At 60.1% G+C, this 23404-nt stretch carries 24 protein-coding genes and 2 tRNA genes; 4 read left to right on the top strand and 22 right to left on the bottom strand.

Annotation, left to right across the window (positions count from 1 at the left end; genetic code table 11):
- Positions 1 to 3: 3 nt before the first annotated feature.
- The 7 genes from H597_RS33100 to H597_RS0105320 all read right to left on the bottom strand — a co-directional run bounded on the left by H597_RS33100 (position 4) and on the right by H597_RS0105320 (position 5338).
- Entirely contained in the window at positions 4 to 639 is a 636-nt protein-coding gene (locus H597_RS33100; protein ID WP_051293549.1) for a pilus assembly PilX family protein, read from the bottom strand.
- A complete protein-coding gene (locus H597_RS0105345) occupies positions 636 to 1763 on the bottom strand; it encodes a PilW family protein (protein ID WP_028101225.1) in 1128 nt (375 codons plus the stop codon). Before H597_RS0105345 ends, H597_RS33100 begins: the two co-directional genes overlap by 4 nt.
- 16 nt (positions 1764 to 1779) lie before the next feature.
- Positions 1780 to 2154 carry a type IV pilus modification PilV family protein gene (locus H597_RS0105340; protein ID WP_035373135.1) on the bottom strand — a complete coding sequence of 125 codons (375 nt, stop codon included), beginning with the start codon at positions 2152 to 2154 and terminating at the stop codon, positions 1780 to 1782.
- Between the two features lie 14 nt (positions 2155 to 2168).
- Positions 2169 to 2768 (bottom strand): GspH/FimT family pseudopilin, encoded by a 600-nt coding sequence (locus H597_RS29805; RefSeq protein ID WP_083940970.1) that lies wholly within the window; start codon positions 2766 to 2768, stop codon positions 2169 to 2171.
- On the bottom strand, positions 2762 to 3220 hold the full coding sequence (locus tag H597_RS0105330; RefSeq protein ID WP_028101223.1) for a type IV pilin protein: 459 nt from the start codon (positions 3218 to 3220) through the stop codon (positions 2762 to 2764). The genes H597_RS29805 and H597_RS0105330 overlap by 7 nt, the downstream gene beginning before the upstream one ends.
- Before the next feature lie 100 nt (positions 3221 to 3320).
- On the bottom strand, positions 3321 to 4661 hold the full coding sequence (locus H597_RS0105325) for a sensor histidine kinase (RefSeq protein WP_028101222.1): 1341 nt from the start codon (positions 4659 to 4661) through the stop codon (positions 3321 to 3323).
- Positions 4662 to 4666: 5 nt separating this feature from the next.
- Positions 4667 to 5338 carry a response regulator transcription factor gene (locus H597_RS0105320; RefSeq protein WP_028101221.1) on the bottom strand — a complete coding sequence of 224 codons (672 nt, stop codon included), beginning with the start codon at positions 5336 to 5338 and terminating at the stop codon, positions 4667 to 4669.
- Between the two features lie 308 nt (positions 5339 to 5646).
- Here H597_RS0105320 and H597_RS33810 point away from each other — a divergent pair, with 308 nt between their 5' ends.
- The gene (locus tag H597_RS33810) at positions 5647 to 6456 is read left to right on the top strand and encodes a Crp/Fnr family transcriptional regulator (RefSeq protein ID WP_083940951.1); all 810 of its coding nucleotides are present in this window, start codon (positions 5647 to 5649) and stop codon (positions 6454 to 6456) included.
- Here H597_RS33810 and H597_RS0105310 read toward each other — a convergent pair.
- The 8 genes from H597_RS0105310 to rpmI all read right to left on the bottom strand — a co-directional run bounded on the left by H597_RS0105310 (position 6353) and on the right by rpmI (position 13925).
- Positions 6353 to 7894, bottom strand: coding sequence for a CHASE3 domain-containing protein (locus tag H597_RS0105310; protein ID WP_028101219.1), 1542 nt, complete (start codon positions 7892 to 7894; stop codon positions 6353 to 6355). The two genes, H597_RS33810 and H597_RS0105310, sit on opposite strands and share 104 nt — an antisense overlap.
- Before the next feature lie 82 nt (positions 7895 to 7976).
- The gene (locus tag H597_RS0105305) at positions 7977 to 8609 is read right to left on the bottom strand and encodes a response regulator (protein ID WP_028101218.1); all 633 of its coding nucleotides are present in this window, start codon (positions 8607 to 8609) and stop codon (positions 7977 to 7979) included.
- Between the two features lie 155 nt (positions 8610 to 8764).
- The gene (locus H597_RS0105300; protein WP_028101217.1) at positions 8765 to 9169 is read right to left on the bottom strand and encodes a MerR family transcriptional regulator; all 405 of its coding nucleotides are present in this window, start codon (positions 9167 to 9169) and stop codon (positions 8765 to 8767) included.
- A 14-nt stretch (positions 9170 to 9183) separates the two neighbouring features.
- A complete protein-coding gene (locus tag H597_RS0105295; protein ID WP_035373250.1) occupies positions 9184 to 9531 on the bottom strand; it encodes an integration host factor subunit alpha in 348 nt (115 codons plus the stop codon).
- 137 nt (positions 9532 to 9668) lie between these two features.
- Entirely contained in the window at positions 9669 to 12095 is a 2427-nt protein-coding gene (pheT, locus tag H597_RS0105290) for a phenylalanine--tRNA ligase subunit beta (protein ID WP_028101215.1), read from the bottom strand.
- A 132-nt stretch (positions 12096 to 12227) separates the two neighbouring features.
- Complete coding sequence (gene pheS, locus H597_RS0105285) at positions 12228 to 13244, bottom strand: phenylalanine--tRNA ligase subunit alpha (RefSeq protein WP_028101214.1); 1017 nt, start codon at positions 13242 to 13244, stop codon at positions 12228 to 12230.
- A gap of 99 nt (positions 13245 to 13343) precedes the next feature.
- Entirely contained in the window at positions 13344 to 13703 is a 360-nt protein-coding gene (gene rplT, locus H597_RS0105280; RefSeq protein ID WP_028101213.1) for a 50S ribosomal protein L20, read from the bottom strand.
- Positions 13704 to 13727: 24 nt separating this feature from the next.
- Positions 13728 to 13925 (bottom strand): 50S ribosomal protein L35, encoded by a 198-nt coding sequence (gene rpmI, locus H597_RS0105275; protein ID WP_028101212.1) that lies wholly within the window; start codon positions 13923 to 13925, stop codon positions 13728 to 13730.
- Positions 13926 to 14210: 285 nt separating this feature from the next.
- Here rpmI and H597_RS34690 point away from each other — a divergent pair, with 285 nt between their 5' ends.
- A complete protein-coding gene (locus H597_RS34690; RefSeq protein ID WP_154667966.1) occupies positions 14211 to 14381 on the top strand; it encodes a hypothetical protein in 171 nt (56 codons plus the stop codon).
- A gap of 55 nt (positions 14382 to 14436) precedes the next feature.
- Here the strand turns inward: H597_RS34690 and infC are convergent, their stop codons facing one another.
- The 4 genes from infC to H597_RS0105245 all read right to left on the bottom strand — a co-directional run bounded on the left by infC (position 14437) and on the right by H597_RS0105245 (position 17289).
- Positions 14437 to 14976 (bottom strand): translation initiation factor IF-3, encoded by a 540-nt coding sequence (gene infC, locus H597_RS0105265; RefSeq protein ID WP_083940950.1) that lies wholly within the window; start codon positions 14974 to 14976, stop codon positions 14437 to 14439.
- Positions 14977 to 15012: 36 nt separating this feature from the next.
- Positions 15013 to 16920, bottom strand: a complete 1908-nt coding sequence (thrS, locus tag H597_RS0105260) for a threonine--tRNA ligase (protein ID WP_028101210.1) — start codon at positions 16918 to 16920, stop codon at positions 15013 to 15015.
- Positions 16921 to 17101: 181 nt separating this feature from the next.
- Positions 17102 to 17178: transfer RNA gene (locus H597_RS0105250), tRNA-Val, on the bottom strand.
- Positions 17179 to 17212: 34 nt separating this feature from the next.
- Positions 17213 to 17289, bottom strand: a tRNA-Val gene (locus H597_RS0105245).
- A 79-nt stretch (positions 17290 to 17368) separates the two neighbouring features.
- Here H597_RS0105245 and H597_RS0105240 point away from each other — a divergent pair.
- Positions 17369 to 18277, top strand: a complete 909-nt coding sequence (locus tag H597_RS0105240; RefSeq protein ID WP_028101209.1) for a cation diffusion facilitator family transporter — start codon at positions 17369 to 17371, stop codon at positions 18275 to 18277.
- Positions 18278 to 18597: 320 nt separating this feature from the next.
- On the top strand, positions 18598 to 19419 hold the full coding sequence (gene pepA, locus H597_RS0105230; RefSeq protein ID WP_154667965.1) for a flocculation-associated PEP-CTERM protein PepA: 822 nt from the start codon (positions 18598 to 18600) through the stop codon (positions 19417 to 19419).
- 431 nt (positions 19420 to 19850) lie between these two features.
- Here the strand turns inward: pepA and H597_RS0105225 are convergent, their stop codons facing one another.
- Genes H597_RS0105225 through H597_RS0105215 form a run of 3 tightly spaced genes read right to left on the bottom strand, consistent with a single transcriptional unit; the run spans position 19851 to position 23354 of the window.
- Positions 19851 to 22100 carry a RelA/SpoT family protein gene (locus H597_RS0105225; RefSeq protein WP_028101207.1) on the bottom strand — a complete coding sequence of 750 codons (2250 nt, stop codon included), beginning with the start codon at positions 22098 to 22100 and terminating at the stop codon, positions 19851 to 19853.
- A gap of 20 nt (positions 22101 to 22120) precedes the next feature.
- A complete protein-coding gene (locus tag H597_RS0105220) occupies positions 22121 to 22468 on the bottom strand; it encodes a RidA family protein (RefSeq protein ID WP_028101206.1) in 348 nt (115 codons plus the stop codon).
- Between the two features lie 10 nt (positions 22469 to 22478).
- Entirely contained in the window at positions 22479 to 23354 is an 876-nt protein-coding gene (locus tag H597_RS0105215; protein WP_028101205.1) for an alpha/beta fold hydrolase, read from the bottom strand.
- Positions 23355 to 23404: the final 50 nt, after the last annotated feature.

The raw sequence follows: 23404 nt of genomic DNA, 5'->3' as shown, positions 1-23404 counted from the left end.
GCGTTAGATTAAGACCACTACTTGAACGTAGCTGGTGGTGTTCCTTGGCCCGGTAATCCGTGCCGTAACCCGGTAATAGACGCGGTTCGCCAGTTCCGTCCACGCGTTGGGCTGGTAAGTCATCATTTGTCGCACGATGCCCTTCGAGCTGCCACTCCGCGAGGTCTGCTCCATGGAGCAGCTGACCGCATCCGGCGTGCCGGCGTTGTTGCACATGCGGTGGATGACGTAGGACACGACATTGCCAGCACTGTCGGCCGGCAGGGTCCGCGCCCTGGCGGCATTATCCCAGTCCATATTATCGGTTGACCCAGCGGTGTTATTGCCGGTCATGTCCAGCGTATCCTGGCGCGTTGCGTAGTAGCCGGTGCCGGTGGCATTTGCGCCATCGATGTACAGCGGGTTGGCTTTGTTCTTGTTTTGGGCGGCGAGCCAGGTAATGGCTGCCTCCACGCCAAAGTCGCCGCTGGCCGTCGCGCTTTGCTTGAAGGCCATATTGCCGGCGATAACCGAGGCAGTATCGAGCGAGCGCATCACAGCGATGCCGGCCAGCGTCATGGCCACCAGCACGATCAGCGTGATGGGCAGGACGACGCCCTGCTGCAGGGCTTTCCAGCCCATGAATTTACGGTAGTTCATACACCTCCCCACAGAGTATTACGGAAAGGCACGATCGTCTCGATCACCTTATAGCGGTAGCACATCCAATCGGCCGGGTAGCTGGCGGTGGCGAACTTCGCCCACGTCGACCATTGATCGGCCATGGCCTGGGTCGTCGTGGCGCATTGCGCGCCGCTCAGCGGTTTTTCGTATTGGGCGCTGCGTGCGACGATGGCGATGCGCACAGCCTTGATGCGGTTGCGGTCGGCCAGGGCCGGCTTGCTCCATGGCGTGCCGGTAGCGTCCACCCATTGGTTGATCGATTGCGATGCGATCGACGGCGCCTGTCCCTCCGAGGCGACAGAGGACACGCCGTATTGCGCCTGCAAGTCAACAATTTCGGCGGTCATCACCTCGTTGTTGGCCGCCGATTCCGGCGCATTGTCCGAGCGCAGCAACTGGCGCAGCGTGCTGTTGATGGCGTAGCTGCGCTTGAACTGCGGACCGTCGCTGGCCGCCGTAAAGCAGCTCAATTTCGCGCCCTGGGTGTAATTCGGCCAAGCGCTCGCGTCTGCCGGATTAAAGGAACCGCCGACATGCTTGATCTTCTTCGTCACATTATCGACATCGGTGGCCTGCATCAGCGAACATTGGTGGTCGTCGTTCGACACCAGCATCAGGCTGCCGGCCTGGCAGCCTTCCGTGCTGGCGACCGTGATTTCAGCCGACGGATCCGCCATATTATCTGTTACCACCGTATTCGACGCGATCCGGAACGCAGCGACGTTCGGGTTGGTAAAGTACATCATCGACAAGCCGTCAGGCTTGGTTCCGCCGTCGGTGATAAACACCCCCCCGGACGGGAAGTCGCTGATTTCGCCCGCCGTGCCGCCGCATGCGGCGCTGCCATTGCAGCTGGTGAAAGTTTTTTTGCAGTCGGAGATCTTGTCGGCCCCCATCCCCCAGCCGGCATTGCGGATGTCGCGTTCTATCATGGTCAGCGCGACGGCTGCATTGCTCAACGCATCGGCACCGCCCGTGGTGGTACGCTTCTGCCCTTCCGACTGGCTGAACACTTGCATGACCACGATCATGGCCAGCATCCCGATAGCCAACCCGACCATGATTTCGACCAGGCTGAATCCTTCTTCATGCGTACGCATGTGCTTGTTCATTGTGTTAACCATTGATGGTCGAAGTAGTTGAATGAGTATGCGCCTTGCTCTCGCCCGGCGATTGCCAAGACACGGTGACCGTCACCTGGTTGCCGTTGACGAGAATGGTGCGTTTGCCGCCCGGCAGGGAGGCGATAGGTTCGTCGGTTTTTGCATGGGCAGCCAGGTTGAGGCGGTCACCCCACAGCTCGCCCATTGTCTGGGTGGCCACAAAGCTGGCGTCGACCCGGTACTTAGCGTCGCCGGCTGCGCGCGTCGTCACTGCTTGCATCGCAACCATCGCCAGCACGCCGAAGGAGAAGATGACGATGGCAACCAGGCCTTCGAGCATCACAATACCGCCCTGGTTTTTCAAAGTACGTTTCTGCATCTTTTGCATGATTTCAATTCCCCTTAACTACAGCCTTGCGGGTTGGTCGAAAAATCCAGCGCCGGATCGCACATCCTGATCAAGCCGCCGCGGCTGACCAGCACGACATAGCGCTTGGCATTTGCCACACCGCTCACGTGGGTGATGTCGGCGCGCGTAATATCGTTACCGACATTGGCGTCCGGCACGCGGCCCAGGCCATTGAAACTGATGCCGGCGACGGCGTTGGTGCCAGGGTTAACCGGCGTGTTGAAAAAGCCGGCTGGCGCGGGCGACGGAATCACCGAAGCCGAGGTGCCAACGCGCGCGTCAACACTGCCCTCGGCCGCCGGACGGGTTTGGATATTGGCCGGGCACGCCGCGGTGACGTTGACGCAACCCACTTTCCATTCAACTTTGCCGCCCGCATCGGTCAGGTCGAAGCGCACTAGCGTATTGCGCCGCACCGCTTCGGCGCGGGCCAGCTGCAAGCCGTTGACGATCGATTCGGCCGCCGTGCGGTTGTGCGTATTACGAATCCATGCGCCGAACGAGGGCAGGCCCATGGCCAGCGCGATGGCCAGCACCGCCACCCCGACCATCAGCTCGAGCAGGGTGACCCCTTCCTGGCGCCGGCTTAACATGCGCCGCCCTTTTTACGAACCCAGCAAGTGATCGGCATGGTGCCCGACGTAGGCCCCCAACCGGTTGGCAGCTTGGTGGTCTTCTTGGCGTTCGATTCGTCGATGGAATAGTTAAAATCGGTCATCCCGCCAGTACCCGTCGCCGTCACCGTAAACGTCGTGGCAGTCAACGTTGGGCAAGCGTAGGTAAAATCATCCGCAGGCGGCAACGGTGCGACGGTGTTGTTCGCGCAGGCGCCGATATAAGTGCGATTATCTTGGTAATACTGCTCCAGCTTGACACGCATGGTGGCCAGGGTGTTGGTCGCCTGCGGAATCTTGCCGCGTTTGCTGTAATCGCTGTACTGCGGCACCGCGATCGCCGTCAGGATGGCAATAATTGCCAGAGTCACCATCAATTCGATCAATGTTACGCCGGACTGTCGCGCCGTAACGGCTTTCTGCTGATTCATCTATAAGCTCCCAATACTGGTATTTGATAACGCAAGTTTAAACAAGCAACCTTGCATTACCCTGAGGAAATCCTGACAAATTCCTGACAGGAAACATTTTTTACGAGGGGAAGAACACCGAAAACAGGGCGCCCTGGCCGCTGGCCGGGGTATCGATGGCCACCGTGGCGCCGTGGGCATTGGCAATATCGCGCACAATGGCCAGGCCGATGCCGCTGCCGGTCGTCTTTTCATCAAGGCGCTGGAAGCGCTGGAAGACGGCGGCCCGCTTGCCCGGCGGGATGCCGGGACCGGAATCCTCCACCGTCAGCATGCCGCCGCCCAGGTGCGGAAAGCAGCTCACCGTGACCGATCCGTTGGCAGGGGTGTAGCGGATCGCATTGTCGACCAGGTTATCGACCAGGTCGCGCAGCAGGAAACGGTCGCCCGTCACCCGGGTCGGCCGCAGGTCGAAGCCCAGGTCGACATCCTTGCGCAAGGCCTGCTCGACGAAATGCTGGATCGATTCCTCCAGCAACTGGTCCAGCGATAGGCGCTCCATGCGCGTCTTGCGCATGGGACCCGGTTCGGCGCGCGCCAGCGCCAGCAGCTGATTGACCTGGCGGATCATGCGCTCGGTCGACGCCTGCATCATCGCCAGCGACGATGCCGCCCGCGGAGAGCGCTCCTGCGCCGCCAGCAATTCAATCTGGGTCCGCATGCCGGCGAGCGGCGTGCGCAGCTGATGCGCCACATTGGCCAGGAAATCCTGCTGCGCCTGGCCGCCCGCCCTGACCCGCTCCAGCAGGCTGTTAAAGGCTTGCACCACAGGCTTCACCTCGGGCGGCACGTCGGCAGGCGCAATCGGAGAGACATCTTCCGCCGTGCGCGCCTGGATGCTGGCCCGCATCCGGTTCAACGGCGACAGCCCGGTCGTGACCGAGAACCACACCAGCCCCACCGAGGCCAGGGTAAACAACGCCGCCAGCGGCAGCATGGCGCGCACGATGGCGGCGCGCGCCTGGCCGCGCTTGCGCAGTGTCTTGGCCACCACCACCGTGCCTCGCTGCGGCCCCGCCGCGACAGAAAGTACCACGAAACGCACCGCCTCTCCCGCCACCATGCCGTCGCTGACGGGCGCACCGCTGCGCGCCGGCACCGACGGCAGGCTGTCATCACCGGCCACCAGCTGGCCGCGCGCATCGCGCAAGGCGAAATAGGTTTGATCGAGTTCGTCATTGCGCAGTGCGCGTTCGGCGGCCGGCGGCAGCTCCATGATCAGCCGGCCACCACGCTCGCCCACCCACGCGCCCAGCATGGCCGCGGCATCGGTCAGCGATTGGTCAAAGGCGATTTGGGCCGGGATCCAGGCCAGCGAGTAGCTCAACGTCACCCCGGCCAGGTTCAGCAACAGAACCGGACCGATCAGCCACTTCAGCAGGCGCAGGCGGATGCTTTCCATAATGCTTACGCGCAGACCGGCTCGAGCATGTAGCCGAAGCCGCGAATGGTGCGGATGCTGATGCCGGCGTCGGCCGTTTTCTGCCGGATGCGCGAGATATACACCTCCACCGCATTCGGCGTGACATCCTCGCCCCAGGGCAGGATGGCATCGATGATCTGCTGCTTGCTCACCACACGCGCGCTATGCTGCAGCAGGTATTCCAGCACCGCCCACTCGCGCACCGACAAGTCGATCACCAGGTCGCGTACGCGGGCACGCTTGGCACCCAGATCCAGCACCAGTTCGCCCATTTGCAGCACGCTGGGCTTGGGCGCATGGCGCCGCGCCAGCGCCCGCAGGCGCGCCACTAGTTCCGGCGTGGCGAACGGCTTGACCAGGTAATCGTCGGCGCCCAGTTCCAGGCCGCGCACCCGGTCTTCGACCGCGTCGCGCGCGGTCAGCAAGAGCACCGGCAACTGGCTGCCGCGCGCGCGCAGGCGGCGCACGACTTCAAAGCCATCCAGGCCGGGCAAGCCGATATCCAATACCAGCACGTCGACGGGGCCGGGGCGCTGCAGCATGGCATCGGCCTCGCTGCCGTTTTGCAGCAGCTCCACCTTCATGCCGTGGCCGCCCAATACACGGACCAGGCCGTCAGCCAGGATTGCGTCGTCTTCTACCAGGATTACATGCATGGGGGCGTCAAAAAAGTTGATTACCGCACATTATGCCCGGATTCATAATGAAACAACAATTGCTCTACATCATTTCCGCAATAGGGGTTTACCCTTATTTTGAGCACTTTTCAACAGTGCGCCAGCAAAAATTACAATGTTGTAGGACTAGCCTGACAAACTGCCATGTTGCCAGCCTACATGACGGAGGTAACAGGTCTTATGTTCATAACTCACATAGAAACTTAAAGTATTACCAACGCGATCGGCAAACTGCACGCCAGGAAAGCCGACTGCAATACCGTGTACTTTAGTTTTGTGAGGATAAAATGAACAACACTCAACTTAGCGTCTCTGCCAAGAACTCGCTGTCCCAGGCTATGCCAATTGGTTCGACGGAGTTCAAAGTTGCGTCCCGGCCCGTTGTCAGCTACAGCGGCGCCCAGCAGAATGAACTGCTGGCCGCCCTCCCTCGTGAAGCACTGGAGGCCCTGTTCGAACACCTGGAACTGGTCCAGCTGCCATTTGGCAAGGAGCTCTTCGAGTTCGGCAGCAAACTCGAGTATGTCTACTTCCCGACCACCGCCATCCTGTCCCTGCTGTACGTGATGGAAGACGGCGCGACCACCGAGATCGCCGTGGTCGGCCACGAAGGCGTGGTGGGCGTGTCGATGTTCGCCGGCGAGCGCGCCATGAGCACCGCCGTGGTGCAAAGCGCCGGCTACGGCTACCGCCTGAAGGCGCAAGCCCTGCGCGACGCCTTCAACCAGGGCGGCGCCCTGCCCCAGCTGCTGATGCGCTACAACGCCGCCCTGTTCGCCCAAATGGCGCAGAACGCCGTCGGCGGGCGCCACAGCTCGATCGAGCAAAAGCTGTGCCGCTGGCTGCTGGACCGTCTGGACCGCTCGCCAAGCAATGAACTGAAGGTGACCCAGGAAATGATTTCGATCATGCTGGGCGTGCGCCGCGAATCGATCACCGCCGCCGCCGGCAAACTGCAGGAAGACGGCATGATCACCTACCGCCGCGGCAACATCACTGTGATTGATCGTGAAGGTCTGGAACGCTACGCTGGCGAGTGCTATAAGGTCGCGAAGATTGAGTACGATCGCCTGCTCGCTGATGTGGCGTGCTGCTAGGCTGCAGTAAGGGTGGGGGCACGGCGCCGGCTTTACGCCCGCCCTGCCCGCCTTTCAGCGGTATATAAACCTCGATACAAGTCCCCCGCTCCCCCCGCCCACGGCGGATATTCAACACCCCGCCCAGCAGCAAAGCACGTTCCCGCATCCCCAGCAAGCCATGCGACATCGGCTTGGCCAGCGTGGGTGCGGCAATCCCGACTCCATCGTCGATAATCCGCAGCACCAGCATATCGTCGCGCTGCAGCTTCAGCGACACGCTGACCTGGCTGGCCTTGGCGTATTTGCGGATATTGGTCAGCGACTCCTGCACGATGCGGAACAGAGCGATCGACAGGCCTCGGTCGCCGGCTTTGGCCACGGCGTCAATCTCGCTCGCGATCTCGGTCTCGCACGGGATATCGGTCATGCGCGTGAAGTCTTCGCAATAGCTGTCGATGGCGGCGCACAGGCCCAGGTTGTCCAACAGGCTCGGACGCAAGTCTTCGATGATGCGCCGCTTCAGTTCCACCGTATCCATCAGGGTACCGCGCGCGCGGCGCAACTGGGCCGCCAGCTCGGGATTGGTCTTCTGCAGCTGATGCGTAACGGCGGCGATATCCATGCTGATCGACGTCAGGTTGGCGCCCATCTCATCGTGCAGCTCGCGCGACAGGCGCATCTTCTCTTCCTCGCTGATCGAAATCAGGTGGCGCGAGAGCACCGACAGCTGCTCGGTGCGCTGCTGCACCATCGATTCCAGGCTTTCATTCGACAGCTGCAGCGCGTGTTCCACCGCCGCGCGGTGGACGAAGCTGCGCCGCACCAGCTGGTAAAACATGATCAGCACCACGATGGCGACGGCATTGATGCCGGCCCCCATGACGACCGCTTTCTGGTATTCCTGGTAAAAACTGGCGGCGCGTGCCGCCATGGCTTCGCTTTGCTCGCGCACCATGATCACCACCTGCAGGCGGATTTCATCCATGCCGCTGCGCTCGTCGCTCACTTTGGCGATCGCCACGATGTCATCCAGGCCGCTATGCTTGTAGACCTCGATGGCCTGGCCCAGGATGGCGATGCGCTTGCGCACCAGCGTTTGCAGCTGCTGCAGGTTCTTTAATTGGATCGGATTATTGGCCAGCAGTTTTTCCAGCTCGCGGAATTCGCGCTCGGACTCGGTGACCACCAAGCGCGTCGGCCCCAGATAGGTTTCCTTGCCCGAGATGAAGTAGCCGCGGGCGCTGCTATCGGCATCGAGCACCAGCACATTCAAGTATTGCAGGCGCTCCGCCACGCGCGAGCTCAGTGCAAGCTGTTCGTTGGCGCCCTTCAGGGATTGCAGGTTGTGGAACAGGCTGAAGCCGTTCACGATGAGGATCAGCGCACACGTCACGCATAAAAGCGTTTTGTAGAGCGGCAGCCGGTGGCGCGGCGCTGGTTCGATGGTGAAGTACATTTTCCCCATTATAGACCCGCCGCAAGGATGCTGCTGCACGGAAAGTCTATCGTACAGCAGCGGAGATTGGTAAGCAGACGCCTCAATCCAGCAAATTATTCTTCATTGCGTAATACGTCAGGTCGCTATTCGACTGCAGGCCCATCTTTTCCATGATGCGCGTGCGATAGGTACTGACTGTCTTGATGCTCAGCGACAGCGCCGTGCCGATATCGGACACGGTGGCGCCGCGCGCCAGGCGCAGGAACACCTGGAACTCGCGGTCCGACAGCTCCGTGTGCAGGGCCGTATTCGGATCGCGGTCGAAACTCTGCGCCAGCAATTCGCCCACTTGCGAGCTGACATAGCGGCGCCCCTGGTGCACGGTGCGCACGGCGTTGATCAGTTCTTCCGCCTCGCATTCCTTGTTCAGGTAGCCGTTCGCGCCCATCTTGAACAGGTTCAGCGCGTATTGCTGGGCCGGATAGCCGGACAGGATCAACACCGGCAGGTCCGGCTGGCCCTGGCGGATGGTACGCAGAGTGTCAATGCCGCTCTGGTCCGGCATGGCGATGTCCAGCAAAAGCACGTCGCACACTTCCTTGCGTGCGATATCGAGCGCTTCGCGCCCGGTGCTGCCTTCAGCGACTACGCTGAATTCGTCCGAGGACGAAAAGATTTGCTTGAAACCCGCCCGTACTATCTGGTGGTCGTCACAGATGGCTACGCGAATCATTGATCTTCCCTCTTAAAATCTTAACGTGGGAACGGAGCCAGCGTCTGCAATATCACTAGCAAAATCATAACGTTAATATTGTAGCACCAATGGTTTAACAGTTTAGCGGAGTCTAACTGAAAAAAAGGACGCCTAAGCGCCCTTGCTACAGCTGCTTACAACTTTAATAGCGCGAGTATGCTTAGCAATTCGCCGCGCAGCATTTCCCGGTCCAGCGGCAGCGCATCTTCCGCAGCGCCCGGCTCCAGTGCTTCATCATACTCGCCCTGGACTGAATCGGCGGCCCGGCTATCGAGCTTGTTGCGGGCGCCGCTGATGGTGAAGCCCTGCTCGTACAGCAGTTCGCGGATGCGGCGGATCAGGAGCACTTCGTGATGCTGGTAGTAGCGGCGGTTGCCGCGCCGCTTGACCGGTTTCAGCTGGGTGAACTCCTGTTCCCAGTAGCGCAGCACATGCGGCTTGACGCCGCACAATTCACTGACTTCGCCGATGGTGAAGTAGCGTTTCGCCGGAATTGGCGGCAATACGGCCACGTCTGCCTTGACAGGACGGTCGGTCATTCACGCACCTTGATTCAGGCGGCACGCGCCGTACCGGCGCAGTCTTCGACCATGCCTTTGAGCTTTTGGCTGGCGTGGAAGGTCACCACACGGCGTGCCGTGATCGGGATTTCCTCGCCGGTTTTCGGGTTGCGCCCCGGACGCTGCGGCTTGTCGCGCAGCTGGAAGTTGCCGAAACCGGATAACTTGACCGCTTCGCCCCGTTCCAGCGCGTTGCGGATCTCGTCAAAGAAAGTCTCGACCATATCCTTGGCCTCACGCTTGTTCAGGCCCACCTGTTCGAACAAAAGTTCGGCCAGTTCCGCCTTGGTCAGCGTCGGCAAATCTTTTTCAGCTTCCTGGCGTACCTTGGCACTCTGCATGGCGCTGTGCAGTTCGGCGTCCAGTGCGGATTCAAGTACGGCGGAATCGACGTCGTTGTTATTAATTTTGCTGCCCTGCCTTTTAAAGTACATGAGTCCGGCAGTGCCGGACTCGCTGGGATTACTGAAATGTTAAATCAAGCCCGCAATTTCGCACCATGTGCCAGAACAACATGGGCGGTCAGCGTCTTCATTAGCTCATCCACCACATCGTCCTGCAGGGTGTTTTGAGTATCTTGCAAGCTAAAGCGGAAAGCAAGTGATTTTTCGTCGCTTTCCAAGCCTTTGCCGCGATATTCATCAAACAAAACAATGGCTTGCACGATGCGCCCCTGCGCGTGAGCGGCCACGGCGCCGTGCAAGGCGTCGAGCAGTTCCTGCACCGGCACAGCCTGCTTCACCACCAGCGCAACGTCGCGCGTGGTGCCAGGGAACTTCGAGATCTCTTCATATTTTGGCACGCCACGTTGCTGTAACGCAACGGCATCGACTTCGAACAGCACCGGTGCTTTCGGCAAGTCGTACTTTTGCAGCCAGCGCGGGTGCAGTTCGCCGATGAAGCCGATCACCTTGCCATCCAATTCCACCGAAGCCGCGCGGCCTGGGTGCAGGGCTGGATGCGACAGTTTGGCGAAGCGCAGCTGGGCCGGCGCGAACAGGGCTTCCAGATCGGCCTTGAGGTCGAAGAAATCGACGTCGCGGGTCTCCAGGCCCCACTGCTCGTCGGCCGCCGGGCCGTAGGCCATCGCCGCCACGCGCTGCGGCTGGTCGTAACCGGCCACCGTCAGCGGGCCGTCCTGCACCGATGCATCGCGCTTGAAGATGGCGCCGACTTCGAACAGGCGCACGCGCGCCTGCTTGCGGTTGACGTTGTAGCGCACATTGGCCACCAGGCTGCCGATCAGCGAGGAACGCATGACCGACATCTGGCTGGCGATCGGATTTTGCAGCTTGATCGGGCTATCGTTGCCGTTGAAGTCCTGCTCCCACTGCGCTTCCACGAAGCTCATATTGACCACTTCCTGGAAGCCCAGGTCAGCCAGCTGGTGGCGCACGGCGAAGATCGAGCGGGTGTTTTCCGGCGCGATCAACATCTCGGCGGCGGCCACTGGCGGCAGGGTCGGGATGTTTTCGAAACCGTACACGCGGGCCACTTCTTCGATCAGGTCTTCTTCGATTTCGATGTCGAAGCGGTAGGACGGCGCGGTGACGCTGAACACGCCATCCGCCAGCGTGAACGCCAGGCCCAGGCGCTTGAAGATGTCGGCCACCATCGCGTCGTTCAGTGCCACGCCGATCACCTTCGCGGCGCGGCCAGTGCGCATCTGCACCGGCGCGCGCTGCGGCAGGTTGACGACCTGGTCGTCGATGGCGCCGACCTTGGTGTCCGGCGTGCCGCAGATCTCCAGCAGCAGCGCGGTGATGCGCTCCAGGTGCTCGGGGATGGTGGCGAAATCCACACCGCGCTCGAAGCGGTGCGCCGCGTCGGTCGAGAAGTTGTACTTGCGGGCGCGGCCCTGGATGGCGTTCGGCCACCAGAACGCCGCTTCCAGGTAGATGTTGGTGGTGTCGTCCGACACGGCGGTGGCGTCGCCGCCCATGATACCGGCCAGCGATTCCAGCTCCTTGTCATCGGCGATCACGCCGACCCACTCATCGACTTCGATGGTATTGCCGTTCAAGAGCTTGATCTGCTCGCCCTTCTTGCCCCAGCGGACCTCGAGCGACCCGTGGATCTTGTCCAGGTCGAACACGTGCGAAGGACGGCCCATCTCCAGCATCACGTAGTTGGAAATATCCACCAGCGCGGAGACCGGACGCTGGCCGCTGCGCTCCAGGCGCTGCTTCATCCAGGCCGGCGTTTGCGCCTTCGCGTTCAGGCCGCGGATCACGCGCCCGGCGAAACGGCCGCACAGGTCCGGCGCCGACACTTTGACCGCCAGCTTTTCGTCCAGTGTGACCGGCACGATGGCGTTGTGCGGCACGGTCAGCTGCGAACCGGTCAGCGCCGCGACTTCGCGCGCCACGCCCAGCACGGACAGGCAGTCCGCCTTGTTCGGGGTCAGCTTGATGGTGAATTTCAGGTCGTTCAGTGCGAAGAAGTCGCGGATGTTCTGGCCGACCGGCGCATCATCGGGCAGCTCGATCAGGCCCGCGCCTTCTTCCGACAGTTTCAGTTCCTTGGCCGAGCACAGCATGCCTTGCGACTCCACGCCGCGCAGTTGGCCGACCTTGATTTCGAACGGCTTGCCGTCCGCGCCTGGCGGCAGCACAGCGCCGGCCATGGCGCATGCGACCTTCAGACCCGGGCGCACGTTCGGCGCGCCGCAGACGATGTTCAGCAAAGTGCCGGTGCCCACGTCGACCTGGCAGACGTTCAGGCGGTCGGCGTTCGGGTGCTTGGCGGTTTCGCGCACATGGCCCACCACCACATTGGTGAAAGGCGGCGCGACAGGATCGATGTCTTCCACTTCGAGGCCGGACATGGTCAGCATGTGTGCCAGTTCATCCGAAGTCATCTTCGGATCGACCATCGTGCGCAGCCAGTTTTCAGAGAATTGCATAGTCAGCCTTTTCGTATTTTTAAAACCGGTAAACCAGTGCCTGACCGCAGGGTCGGACACTCGCAGTTCATCGGCCAGCGGCTTTGGCATACTTGTGTCCGACCCTGCGGGGCGGGCACCGCCTTACCGGTTTTAGTTGAACTGCTTCAGGAAGCGCAAATCGCCTTCGTAGAACAGGCGCAGGTCATTGACGCCATAGCGCAGCATGGTCAGGCGCTCAAGGCCGGAGCCGAACGCGAAACCGATGTACTTTTCCGGATCCAGGCCGAAATTGCGCACCACATTCGGATGCACCTGGCCCGAGCCCGAAACTTCCAGCCAGCGCCCTTTCAGCGGACCGCTGCCGAAGGCGATATCGATCTCCGCCGACGGTTCGGTGAACGGGAAATACGAAGGACGGAAGCGCACTTGCAGGTCGTCCGTCTCAAAGAAAGCTTTAACAAAATTCAGGTACACGCCCTTCAGGTCGGCGAAGGAAATGTCTTCCGCGATCCACAGGCCTTCGACCTGGTGGAACATCGGCGAGTGGGTCGCATCGGAGTCGACGCGGTAAGTGCGGCCAGGCGCGATCACCTTGATCGGCGGCTTGTTATTGCGGGCATAACGCACCTGCATCGGCGAGGTGTGGGTACGCAGCAGCAGCGGCTTGCCGGTGCTGTCGTTGCCTTCGACGTAGAAGGTATCCTGCATCGAACGCGCGGGATGGTTCTCCGGCGAATTCAGTGCGGTAAAGTTGGTCCAGTCGGTTTCGATCTCAGGGCCGGCGGCAACGTCGAAGCCGATCGAGCGGAAGATCTCTTCCACGCGCTCCCAGGTGCGCATCACAGGATGGATGCCGCCCTTGCTGCGGCCACGGCCCGGCAGCGACACGTCGATCGCTTCGGCATTCAGGCGCAGCTGCAGCTGGGCTTCAGCCAGCGCGTCACGGCGCGCGGTCAGCGCAGTCTCGATCTGCACCTTGGCTGCGTTGATCAGGGCGCCCTGCGCCTTTTTCTCTTCAGGGTCGAGCTTGCCCAAGCCCTTCATCATTTCGGTGATCTGGCCAGTCTTGCCAAGGTATTTGGCTTTGGCGTTTTCAAGTGCGGCAGCGTCTACGGCGGCGAGGAAGTCAGCCTGCGCGGAGACGACGAGTTGTTCGAGCGAGTTCATCCGACGGTTTTCCTGTGTTGGAAATTAAAAACGGGACATAGCTAAGCCATGTCCCGCTTCTTATGAGCGCTGCCCGGAGGCAGCGCACATCACTGGCAATTAAGCAGCGATCTTGGCTTTGACGACGTTGACAATCGCTGCAAATGCAGGCTTGTCCATCACAGCCATATCAGCCAGGACCTTACGGTCCAGTTCAATCGCGGCCTTCTTCAGACCGTTCATGAACACGCTGTAGGTCACGCCGTGTTCGCGGGCAGCCGCGTTGATACGGGTGATCCACAGGGCGCGGAAGACGCGCTTCTTGTTACGACGGTCGCGGTATGCGTACTGGCCAGCGCGCATCACTGCTTGCTTGGCAATACGGAATACTTTGCTGCGACGACCGCGGTAACCCTTGGCCAGGTTCAGTACTTTTTTATGACGGGCACGCGCGGTAACCCCACGTTTTACTCGAGGCATAGTAGCTCCTTAAATAATGTGAGATTAAGCGGTTGGCATCATACGCAGAACGCTAGTCACGTCCGACGCATTGATGTTACGGGTACCACGCAGCTGACGCTTGTTTTTGGTGGTCTTCTTGGTCAGGATGTGGCGTTTGAAAGCCATGCCCGACTTAACGGTGCCACCTGGGCGCACGCGAAAACGCTTTTTCGCGGAGCTCTTAGTTTTCATTTTTGGCATGTGAATGCTCCAAATATGACCGGATTGTAGGTGGCAGCAACTTTGCTACACTTTTAGTGCCTACTCTCACGGGAACCCAGGAGTGTAACACATTTCCAGGCTAAAACAAGCTCCCACCCAGCCAGGGCATGTCTGCTATATTTTCGTTTTCTTTTTACAAGATTAAAGGTCCAGCATGAAAGTACTTGCCGGTATTGCGATAACGCTTGCCCTGTCAGGATGCGCTGCCCAATAACGGTCGCTTTCACGCCCGAAGCCTAACGCCAATATCTGCCGGACCTGGTCGTGCACAGCAACGCTGGCGCCTGCGAAATCGGCGTCTACGACACGACTTCCGGCGAAAAGGTTCAGGTGCCGTTCGACCTACCTGCCATGGCATGCCGCGACACAGAGCAGATCAAGAACGGCAAACCGCTCTGGATCAAGCACAAATACCATGTTGAAGTCGTCCGCTGAAAACAAAAAGGGCCAGCAATCAAGCTAGCCCTTTTATGTGGGTGCCGCGGAAGAATTACTTCTTCTTTTTCGGCGCCAGGATCATGATCATCTGGCGACCTTCCATTTTAGGGAACTGCTCGACCTGGCCTACGGCCTCCAGGTCAGCTTTCAGACGCTCAAGCATGCGCATGCCGATGTCCTGGTGGGCCATTTCGCGGCCGCGGAAACGCAGGGTGATCTTGGTCTTATCGCCCTCTTCCAGGAACTTGGTCAGGTTGCGCAGCTTGATGTTGTAGTCACCATCATCGGTGCCCGGACGGAATTTGACTTCCTTGACCGAAATCACCTTCTGCTTCAACTTGGCTTCGTGCGCTTTCTTCTGTTCCGAATACTTGAACTTACCATAATCCATCAGTCGGCAGACTGGAGGATTCGCGTTCGGCGCGATCTCGACCAGGTCGACATCGGCCTCTTCCGCCAGGCGGAAGGCTTCGGCCAGGCTTACGATGCCCAGCGGTTCATTTTCCACACCCGACAGACGCATTTCAGGGTGGGTGATCTCGCCATTGATGCGATGGGAAGACTTGTCAGTAGCTATTGTAGTTTCCTTCAATGTTGGTTTAGTGGGCCGGTTGCGGGGCTCCCCGCATCAGGCTTTGGTATCGACGTCGTTCTGAAGTCGCTCCACCAGGGCTTCGATCGGCATAACACCCAGATCGACATTGCCCCGCGCACGCACGGCCACGGTATTGGCATCCCGTTCTTTGTCGCCCACCACGAGAATGAAAGGCACTTTTTGGACGGAATGTTCGCGGATTTTATACGTAATCTTCTCGTTGCGCAAATCAGCAGCGACACGGAAGCCCAGTTTACGCAGCCTGGATTCGAGCGCCTTGCAGTAATCGGCCTGGGCATCACTGATGTTCAGAATCGACACTTGCTGAGGAGCAAGCCACATCGGCAGTGCGCCGGCATAGTTCTCGATCAGGATGCCGATGAAGCGCTCCAGCGAGCCCACGATCGCGCGGTGCAGCATGACCGGGGTCTTGCGGGTGTTGTCATCCGCCACATATTCCGCCCCCAGACGGCCCGGCATGAAGAAGTCGACCTGCATGGTGCCAACCTGCCATGGACGGCCCAGCGAATCCTTCAGATGGTATTCGATCTTCGGACCATAGAAAGCGCCCTCGCCCGGCAATTCGGTCCAAGTCACGCCGCAAGCGCGCAGGCCCGAGCGCAGCGCCTCTTCCGCCTTATCCCACACATCATCGTCGCCGATGCGGTTATCCGGACGCAGCGCCAGCTTGACGTCGATGTTCTCGAAATGGAAATCTTTATAAACTTCCATCGCCTGCTGATGGAAAGCCACCACCTCCGGCTCGATCTGCGCATTGGTGCAGAAGATATGGCCGTCGTCCTGGGTGAAGCCGCGCACGCGCATGATGCCGTGCAGCGCGCCCGAAGGCTCGTTACGGTGGCATTGGCCAAATTCACCATAGCGCAGCGGCAGGTCCCGGTAAGAACGCAGGTCGCTGTTGAAGATCTGCACGTGGCCCGGGCAGTTCATCGGCTTCAGCGCGTAGGAACGGTTTTCGGACTCGGTCACGAACATGTTCTCGCGATAGTTTTCCCAGTGACCGGTCTTGCCCCACAGCGAAGCGTCCAGGATCTGCGGCGCCTTCACTTCCTGGTAGCCGTTTTCCTGGTACTTGCGGCGCATGTACTGCTCCACCTGCTGCCAGATGGTCCAGCCCTTTGGATGCCAGAACACCAGGCCCGGGGCCTCATCCTGGAAGTGGAAGAAGTCCAGCTGTTTGCCCAGCTTGCGGTGGTCGCGCTTTTCCGCCTCTTCCAGCTGAAACAGGTACTGCTCCTGGTCTTCCTTCTTGGTCCAGGCGGTGCCGTACACGCGCTGCAGCATCTCGTTCTTGCTATCGCCGCGCCAGTAAGCGCCGGCCAGCTTCATCAGCTTGAAGACCTTCAGCTTGCCGGTCGACGGCACGTGAGGGCCGCGGCACAAGTCGGTGAAATTGCCTTCCGTGTACAGCGACACATCCTCATTGGACGGGATCGACGCGATGATCTCGGCCTTATAGTGCTCATTGATGGACTTGAAGTACGCCACAGCCTCGTCGCGCGGCAGGACCTTGCGGGTCACCTGCTCGTCCTTCTTCGCCAGCTCGGCCATCTTCTTCTCGATCGCCACCAGGTCATCCGGGGTGAACGGGCGCTTGTACGAGAAGTCGTAGTAAAAACCGTTCTCGATGACCGGGCCGATGGTCACCTGCGCGTCAGGGAACAGCTCCTTGACGGCGTAGGCTAGCAAGTGGGCGGTCGAATGGCGGATAACGTCCAGGCCCTCGGGATCCTTGTCGGTCACGATGGCAACATCGGCGTCCTTCTCGATCAGGAAGGAAGTATCGACGACCTTGCCATCAACCTTGCCGGCCAGGGCGGCTTTGCCCAGGCTGGTGCTGATGTTGGACGCAACCTGCGCCACGGTCAGGGGGGCATCGAATTGACGGACGGAACCGTCAGGCAGTCGGACTGAAACCATTATGGATCTCCGGAAGAAAAAGGTAATGCAGGAAAATATGGACGAAAAAAAACGCGGGCTAGCCGCGTTTTTCTTCAATTGAACAAGCAAAAGAAAGCCGATCGACTAGCGTCACTCACCAACCTTGATGGTAGTTCGCGGTGTCATAACCGGTGTGCCTTTCTCGCTCTTACAAAATGTCTGGTGGGCGGTGAGGAATTCGAATCCCCGACCCCTTGGATGTCGACCAAGTATTCTAACCAGCTGAACTAACCGCCCGTGTCTTTTGCAATGGTACTACATAAAAATGTTCTGGTGGGCGGTGAGGAATTCGAATCCCCGACCCCTTGGATGTCGACCAAGTATTCTAACCAGCTGAACTAACCGCCCGAGAGCCAGCATTATAGAGAGAGCTTCCCACTGTGACAAGTGTTTTCCGAAGAAAACATTGCTGATATATTCAGGCGCTATGCAAAACCACGATTCCACACACCTCCACGCCCATTTGGACGGCGACGCGCAGCACGCCCACTTCAATGAACACCGCAGCCAGGCGGCGCTGGCGGCCGCACTGGCGCTCACTTTGGGCTTTGCCGTAGTCGAAGTAGTGGCCGGCTTCATGGCCAACTCGCTGGCCCTGATCTCCGACGCCGGCCATATGGTGACCGACGCCGCCGCACTCGGCCTGGCACTATTGGCCCAGTTAATTGCCAAGCGCCGCCCTTCCGCGCGCTATTCATTTGGCTTTGGCCGCGCCGAAGCGCTAGCGGCATTCGTCAACGGACTCGCCATGCTGCTGGTGGTCGGCTGGATCATATTCGAAGCTGTCCAACGATTCTCCGCCCCGGTAGCGGTGAAAGGCGGCACCGTCCTCGTGGTAGCCGCCATCGGCCTGGCAGTCAATATACTGGTCGCATGGAGCCTGTCGCGCGACAAGGAAAGCATGAACACCAAAGCCGCGCTGGTACATGTACTGGGCGATTTACTCGGCTCGGTCGCGGCGCTGATCGCGGGCAGCGTCATCCTGTGGACCGGATGGATGCGGATCGACCCGATCCTCTCGCTGCTGGTCTCACTGCTGATCCTGAAATCCACCATTGGCGTGCTGCGCGAATCCTTCCACCACCTGATGGAAGGGGTGCCGGATAGTGCGGACTACGCCCAGATCGGCGCCGACCTGGCCAAAGTGTCGGGCGTGCGCTCCGTGCACGACCTGCACGTTTGGGAAATGTCGCCCGGGCAGCCAGCGCTGATTGGGCACCTGGAAATCAGCGACTTGCAAGCCTGGCCACAAATCCTGCACAGCGTCAAGACCATGCTGCTATCAAAACACGGCATCGACCACATCACTATTCAAGCGGAACCACACGGCGAATGAGCGAAGAAAGGGACGGTCAAAATTCGGGGTCAGGACCTGACCCCGAATTTGAATTTGCGGAATTTGCGGAATTTGCGGAATTTGCATTTGGGATTGCCGGACTTCCTTACGCAGATCACGCTGGTGCCGCCACAATCACGCATCCCGCTGAGTCCGTCCTTTCCACCTGGGCGGGTCGGAAGCGATCGCAAGCTGTCATTAACCGGGCGTCGGCGCAATTGACGCCCGCCGCAACGCCCCAGGCAGGACTCACCAGGCACAAATGATGCTCATCAGGATTAGCCACACGGCCGATTCTTCATCATTTTCCGGAGGTCCTAATGAAAACTCTTCCAACACTCGGCGCCACGGCGACGTTGATGCTGGTTCTGGCCAACGCCAATGCCTCGCCCGCTTTCATGGTCAATCCGAATGGGAATGGGGGCATCCTGACGAATAGCGGGCAGGCATTCCACGCAACGGCCATCAACGGCATTTCCTCACACAGGATCGCGCTCACCGGCGCCGCGCCTCTCGCGGCAGGGGCGGGCGCCACTTATATCTCGAGAGGCTATGCGTACTTTGACAGCTTTTCCGACAACGGCATGCCGGTCTCGGCCGCACACAGCCGCGCCAACCTCGACTATGGGCTGTACGCCGCCTTCCAAACCACCTTCCATTGCGGGTCCCTCCTCGGGCGCGGCGTGAGCTGCCAGATCACCCACTTTAACCTCGATATGTTCGCCGATCCGGGCAACGACAATCAATACCACGCCGCCACGCTGGCGTCCGATGGTTGGATCGATACGGTCGGCCAGCAGTACAAGCTCGCCTATTCCAGCGACGCCATCCGCCGCGGACTCGGTGGCTTGAATGATCTGGGCGGCGCCTTCGTCAATCTGAATTTCGGCTGGTCTCTCACCGATGAAGGCAAGGCCTATTTCGTCGACCCCGTCCCCTTCTACGCGGCGGCCTTCAGCGCTTTCAATAACACGACCCAAGGCATCCAATGCGATACCGCCAATTGCGCCGACGCACGCGTCGTCGCCATATCGTCGATTAGCGGCATCCAGGACTTTAATGGTGTGATAGAACCAGGGTCAATATTCCTGCTGGGCCTTGGCTTGCTGGCGATGCGTTCCATGCGCCGCACAAACTATTAAAGGTCCATTCATCGCAGCTGATTTTTTAATAGGACAAAGGCTCGAGTAGCGGTGCGCGCGATCACCACCGCACAAGAGTATTTTTGCATGACCGCGAAATAACTCGCCCTGCATAACCAGGTCGCTCGTGAATTAATCGGCACTGAAAACGCCCAGCAGGCGCACCGCGAAAGCGGGTCGGCATTTTTTGACCAGCAATACTTGCGCTCAATTTCCGCCGTCACGGAACAATAATGACAAACCCAAATTGAGCGCAGCCCTGCACATTCCAGGCAGCGATTGCACGACGTCTGCAAGTATCGGCCCGCTCACCATATCGCTCCCCCCTCCTGCCCCACGAATGGACGGCGCCGCACGCTGGAAATTGGCGGCAACGCGCCAAGCCTTGGCACGCTACCGGCGGAGTTCCATCTATCGCCAGGAAGAGCTGCTCAGGCGCGGCGCGCTTCGAGGATGCCGTTGACTTCGCTGATCGCGGCGAGGGCTTTTTGCAGCTGGCTGGTGGCGCCAATTTCAACCGTGAAGGTCATGCGGGCCTGACCCTTGGCGGATTGGGTATTGACGCCGGTGACGTTGATTTTCTCGCGCGAGAAAATCTCGGAAATATCGCGCAGTAATCCCTGGCGGTCGGTCGCCAATACAAATAAGTCGACCGGGAATACCGTGTCCGAACGCGCAGCGCCCCACGCGGTGACAATAACGCGCTCCGGCGCCTTGGCGCGCATTTCAGCGAAGTTTTTGCAGGAGGCGCGGTGGATCGATACGCCTTTACCGCGCGTGACAAATCCCACAATCGGATCGGGCGGCGCTGGTTTGCAGCATTTGGCCAATTGCGTCATTAAGCCGTCGGTGCCAACCACCAATACGCCTGATTTGGCGCCGGATTCAACGCTGGAATTCCGGCTTTTACTAACCGCGACCTGGTCGGTTAAATCTTCTTCCGTTTCCGCCGGATCGCGCAGCGCGGCTTCGACATGGCGCAGCGAAAATTCGTCCTTGCCGACAGAGAGGAATAAATCGTCCACTTTCCCAAAGCCGAGCTTTTGCGCCAGCGCTTCCAGGTTGACCGCCGTCCTGCCTTCGCGCTGCAGCGATTTCTCGACCAGCGTGCGGCCGTTGGCGACAGTTTCCTGTGTGTCAATTGCGTGGAACCAGGCCCGCACCTTGGTACGGGTACGGTTCGATACGGTATATCCCGGGCTCAGCCAATCGCGCGACGGGCCTGCTGAGCCGGGGGCGCCTTTGGCGGTGATAACTTCACAAGTTTGCCCGCTTTTCAAGGCGGTATTCAGCGGCACCATCTGACCGTCGACGCGCGCGCCGCGGCAGCGGTGGCCGACATCGCTGTGCAAATGGTAGGCGAAGTCGATCGGCGTGGCGCCGACCGGCAGCTCGATCACGCGCGCTTGCGGCGTCAAGACGAAGATGCGGTCGTCCAGGGCGGCTGATTTGAGCTTTTCCACCCATTCGCGCTGCTGGTCTTCGTTGCCGACCACGGCATCAGCCACCTCGCTCTTCCAGGCCAGCAGTTGGCGCAGCCAGGCGATTTTCTCGTCGTATTGCTGGCCTTTGAAGTTGGAGCCGCCCTCCTCTTTGTAGCGCCAGTGCGCCGCCACGCCATATTCGGCGAAGTTGTGCATTTCCTGGGTGCGGATCTGTACTTCCAGGGGACGGCTGTCGTCCGCCGTCACCACCGTGTGCAGCGACTGGTAGCCATTGGCCTTGGGACGGGAGATGTAGTCGTCGAATTCTTTGGGGATCGGGGTCCAGATGTTGTGGACCACGCCAAGCACCGTGTAGCAGGTCTTCACGTCGTCGACGATCACGCGGAAGGCGCGCACATCATACAACTCGGAGAAGTCCAGGTCTTTGCCCTTCATCTTGTTCCAGATGGAGTAGATGTGCTTGGGCCGGCCGAATACTTCGGCCTTGATGCCTGCGGCCGCCAGTTCGGACTGCAAGCGCGCAATGGACGATGTGACGAAGCTCTCGCGTGCCATGCGCTTTTCTTCCAGCATCTTGGCAATGCGCTTGTAGGTATCGGGCTCGATGAAGCGGAAGGACAGGTCCTCCAGCTCCCATTTGATCTGCCAGATGCCGAGGCGGTTGGCCAGCGGCGCGTAAAGGTCCAGCGTCTCGCGGCCATATGCGCGCGTCACATCGTCGAAGCGCTTGATGTCGGCAAAGTAGCGCAAGGTGCTGCAGCAGGAGGCCAGGCGCACCAGTACCACGCGCATATCGCTGGCCATGGCCAGCAGCATCTTGCGCAGCGATTCAACCTGGGAGACGGCCTGCTGGGCCGCCGTCTTGGTGCGCGCAGCGCTGCCGGAGGACGCCAGCGTCAGTTCGCGCAGGCGTATCAGCTGGCGCACGCCTGCCACCAGGTCGTTGACTTCCTTGCCGTAGCGCGGTTCGATCGATGGAGCGGTGTCGGCGTCGAGCAGGGTAAGCTCGAACATCAGTGCCGCAATGCGGGTTTCCGCATCGGTGCGCAGGATGGCCAGTGTGCTGGCCACTCCAATGGCGAATTCCAGGGCGTCTTGCCCATGGCCGGTGATGCGGCCACTGTACGCCTGGCTAGCATGGTCAAGCGCGGCGAGCACGCGCGCTCCATCGTCTGCGGACAAGCCTTGTGCCAGCTGCTCCGTCGTTGCGCTATTAAGAGCCGCGATTGAAACCATTACTTCTTACCTCATGCAGCTTATTTTTGTGCGGCCGTCACCACGATTTCCAGCATCCATTCGGGACGGGCGAGTTGCGCCACTACGGTAGCGCGCGGTGGGGTGTGGCCTTCGACAACCCAGGCATCCCACACTTCATTCATGCCGGCGAAGTTGGCCAGGTCGGTGATGTAGATCTGCGCCATCAGGATACGCGACTTGTCGCTGCCCGCCTCGGCCAGCAGGCGGTCGATCTGCGCCAGCACATCGGCGGTCTGGGCCTGGATGTCGCCACCGGTTTCCGGCACCATGCCGGCCAGATAGATGGTGCCATTGTGCACCGCCATTTCGGACAGGCGCTTCCCTACGTGAAAACGATTGATTTCCATTATTACCTTCTTAGTGGTTCAACAAAAAATCCTTGGCGATCGCGATCTGGTCCTGGTGCAGGAAGGTGGGCGCATGGCCGACTCCGGGAATTTCGACCAGCTTGGCCTTCGGCCCGCGCTGCGTCATCAAGTCGGCCGTGGCGCGCGACAGCAAGTCCGAATTGGCGCCGCGCACCAGCAACGTCGGGCAGCGGATCGCATCGTAGGCGGCCCATAGCATGGCTTCGTCAGCCTTTGCAGACTCCGGCGTCACCGACTGGAAAGGCAGGGCCAGGCCCATATCGTAGTGGCGCACCCAGCTGCCGTCGCGGTCCTGGCGCAGAACGTCTGCGGCCAGCTTATGCCACTCCGCGTCCGTGTGTTCGCCGAAAGTCGTCGACACCATCTTCACGAATTCGGCGCCGGCCTTGAATGTCGGGAAGCGCACTTCCTGCGCGATGTAGTCGCCGATGCGCTGGATCGCCAGCGCATCCAATGTGGGGCCGATATCGTTCAATACCAGCTTGCTGACCGGGTTGTCGGGCAGTGAAGCGAGACCGATCCCGATCAGGCCGCCCATCGACGTGCCGAACCAGCTAAGGGTTTCGCCGTTGGCCAGCACCCGCGCCAGCAGCGTGACCATATCGCTTACGTACTGGGGCAGGCGGTATAGCTGGGGGTTGACCAGGCTGCCCGAGCGGCCGCGCCCCACCACATCCGGGCAGACCACCCGGTAATCCTTGCACAGTGCCTGCGCGAGATTATCGAAATCGTCCGAAACGCGGGTCACGCCGTGCACGCAAACCAATACGTTCGGGTTGTCTTCCTCACCCCATTCCTTGTACGCCATGGTGTGCAGGCCGGACATGGAGAAACATTGCACGGATTTGATTTTGGCTTCTGGCATTCGATTCCTCACTCCCCATGCTATTGGTTTTTGCGCTACATTCTACATTG

Origin of the sequence: Pseudoduganella violaceinigra DSM 15887 (assembly GCF_000425385.1) — a bacterium.
GTDB lineage: Bacteria > Pseudomonadota > Gammaproteobacteria > Burkholderiales > Burkholderiaceae_D > Rugamonas > Rugamonas violaceinigra.
The sequence above is the reverse complement of the archived record's forward strand: the minus strand, read 5'-3'. Positions and strand labels throughout refer to the sequence as shown.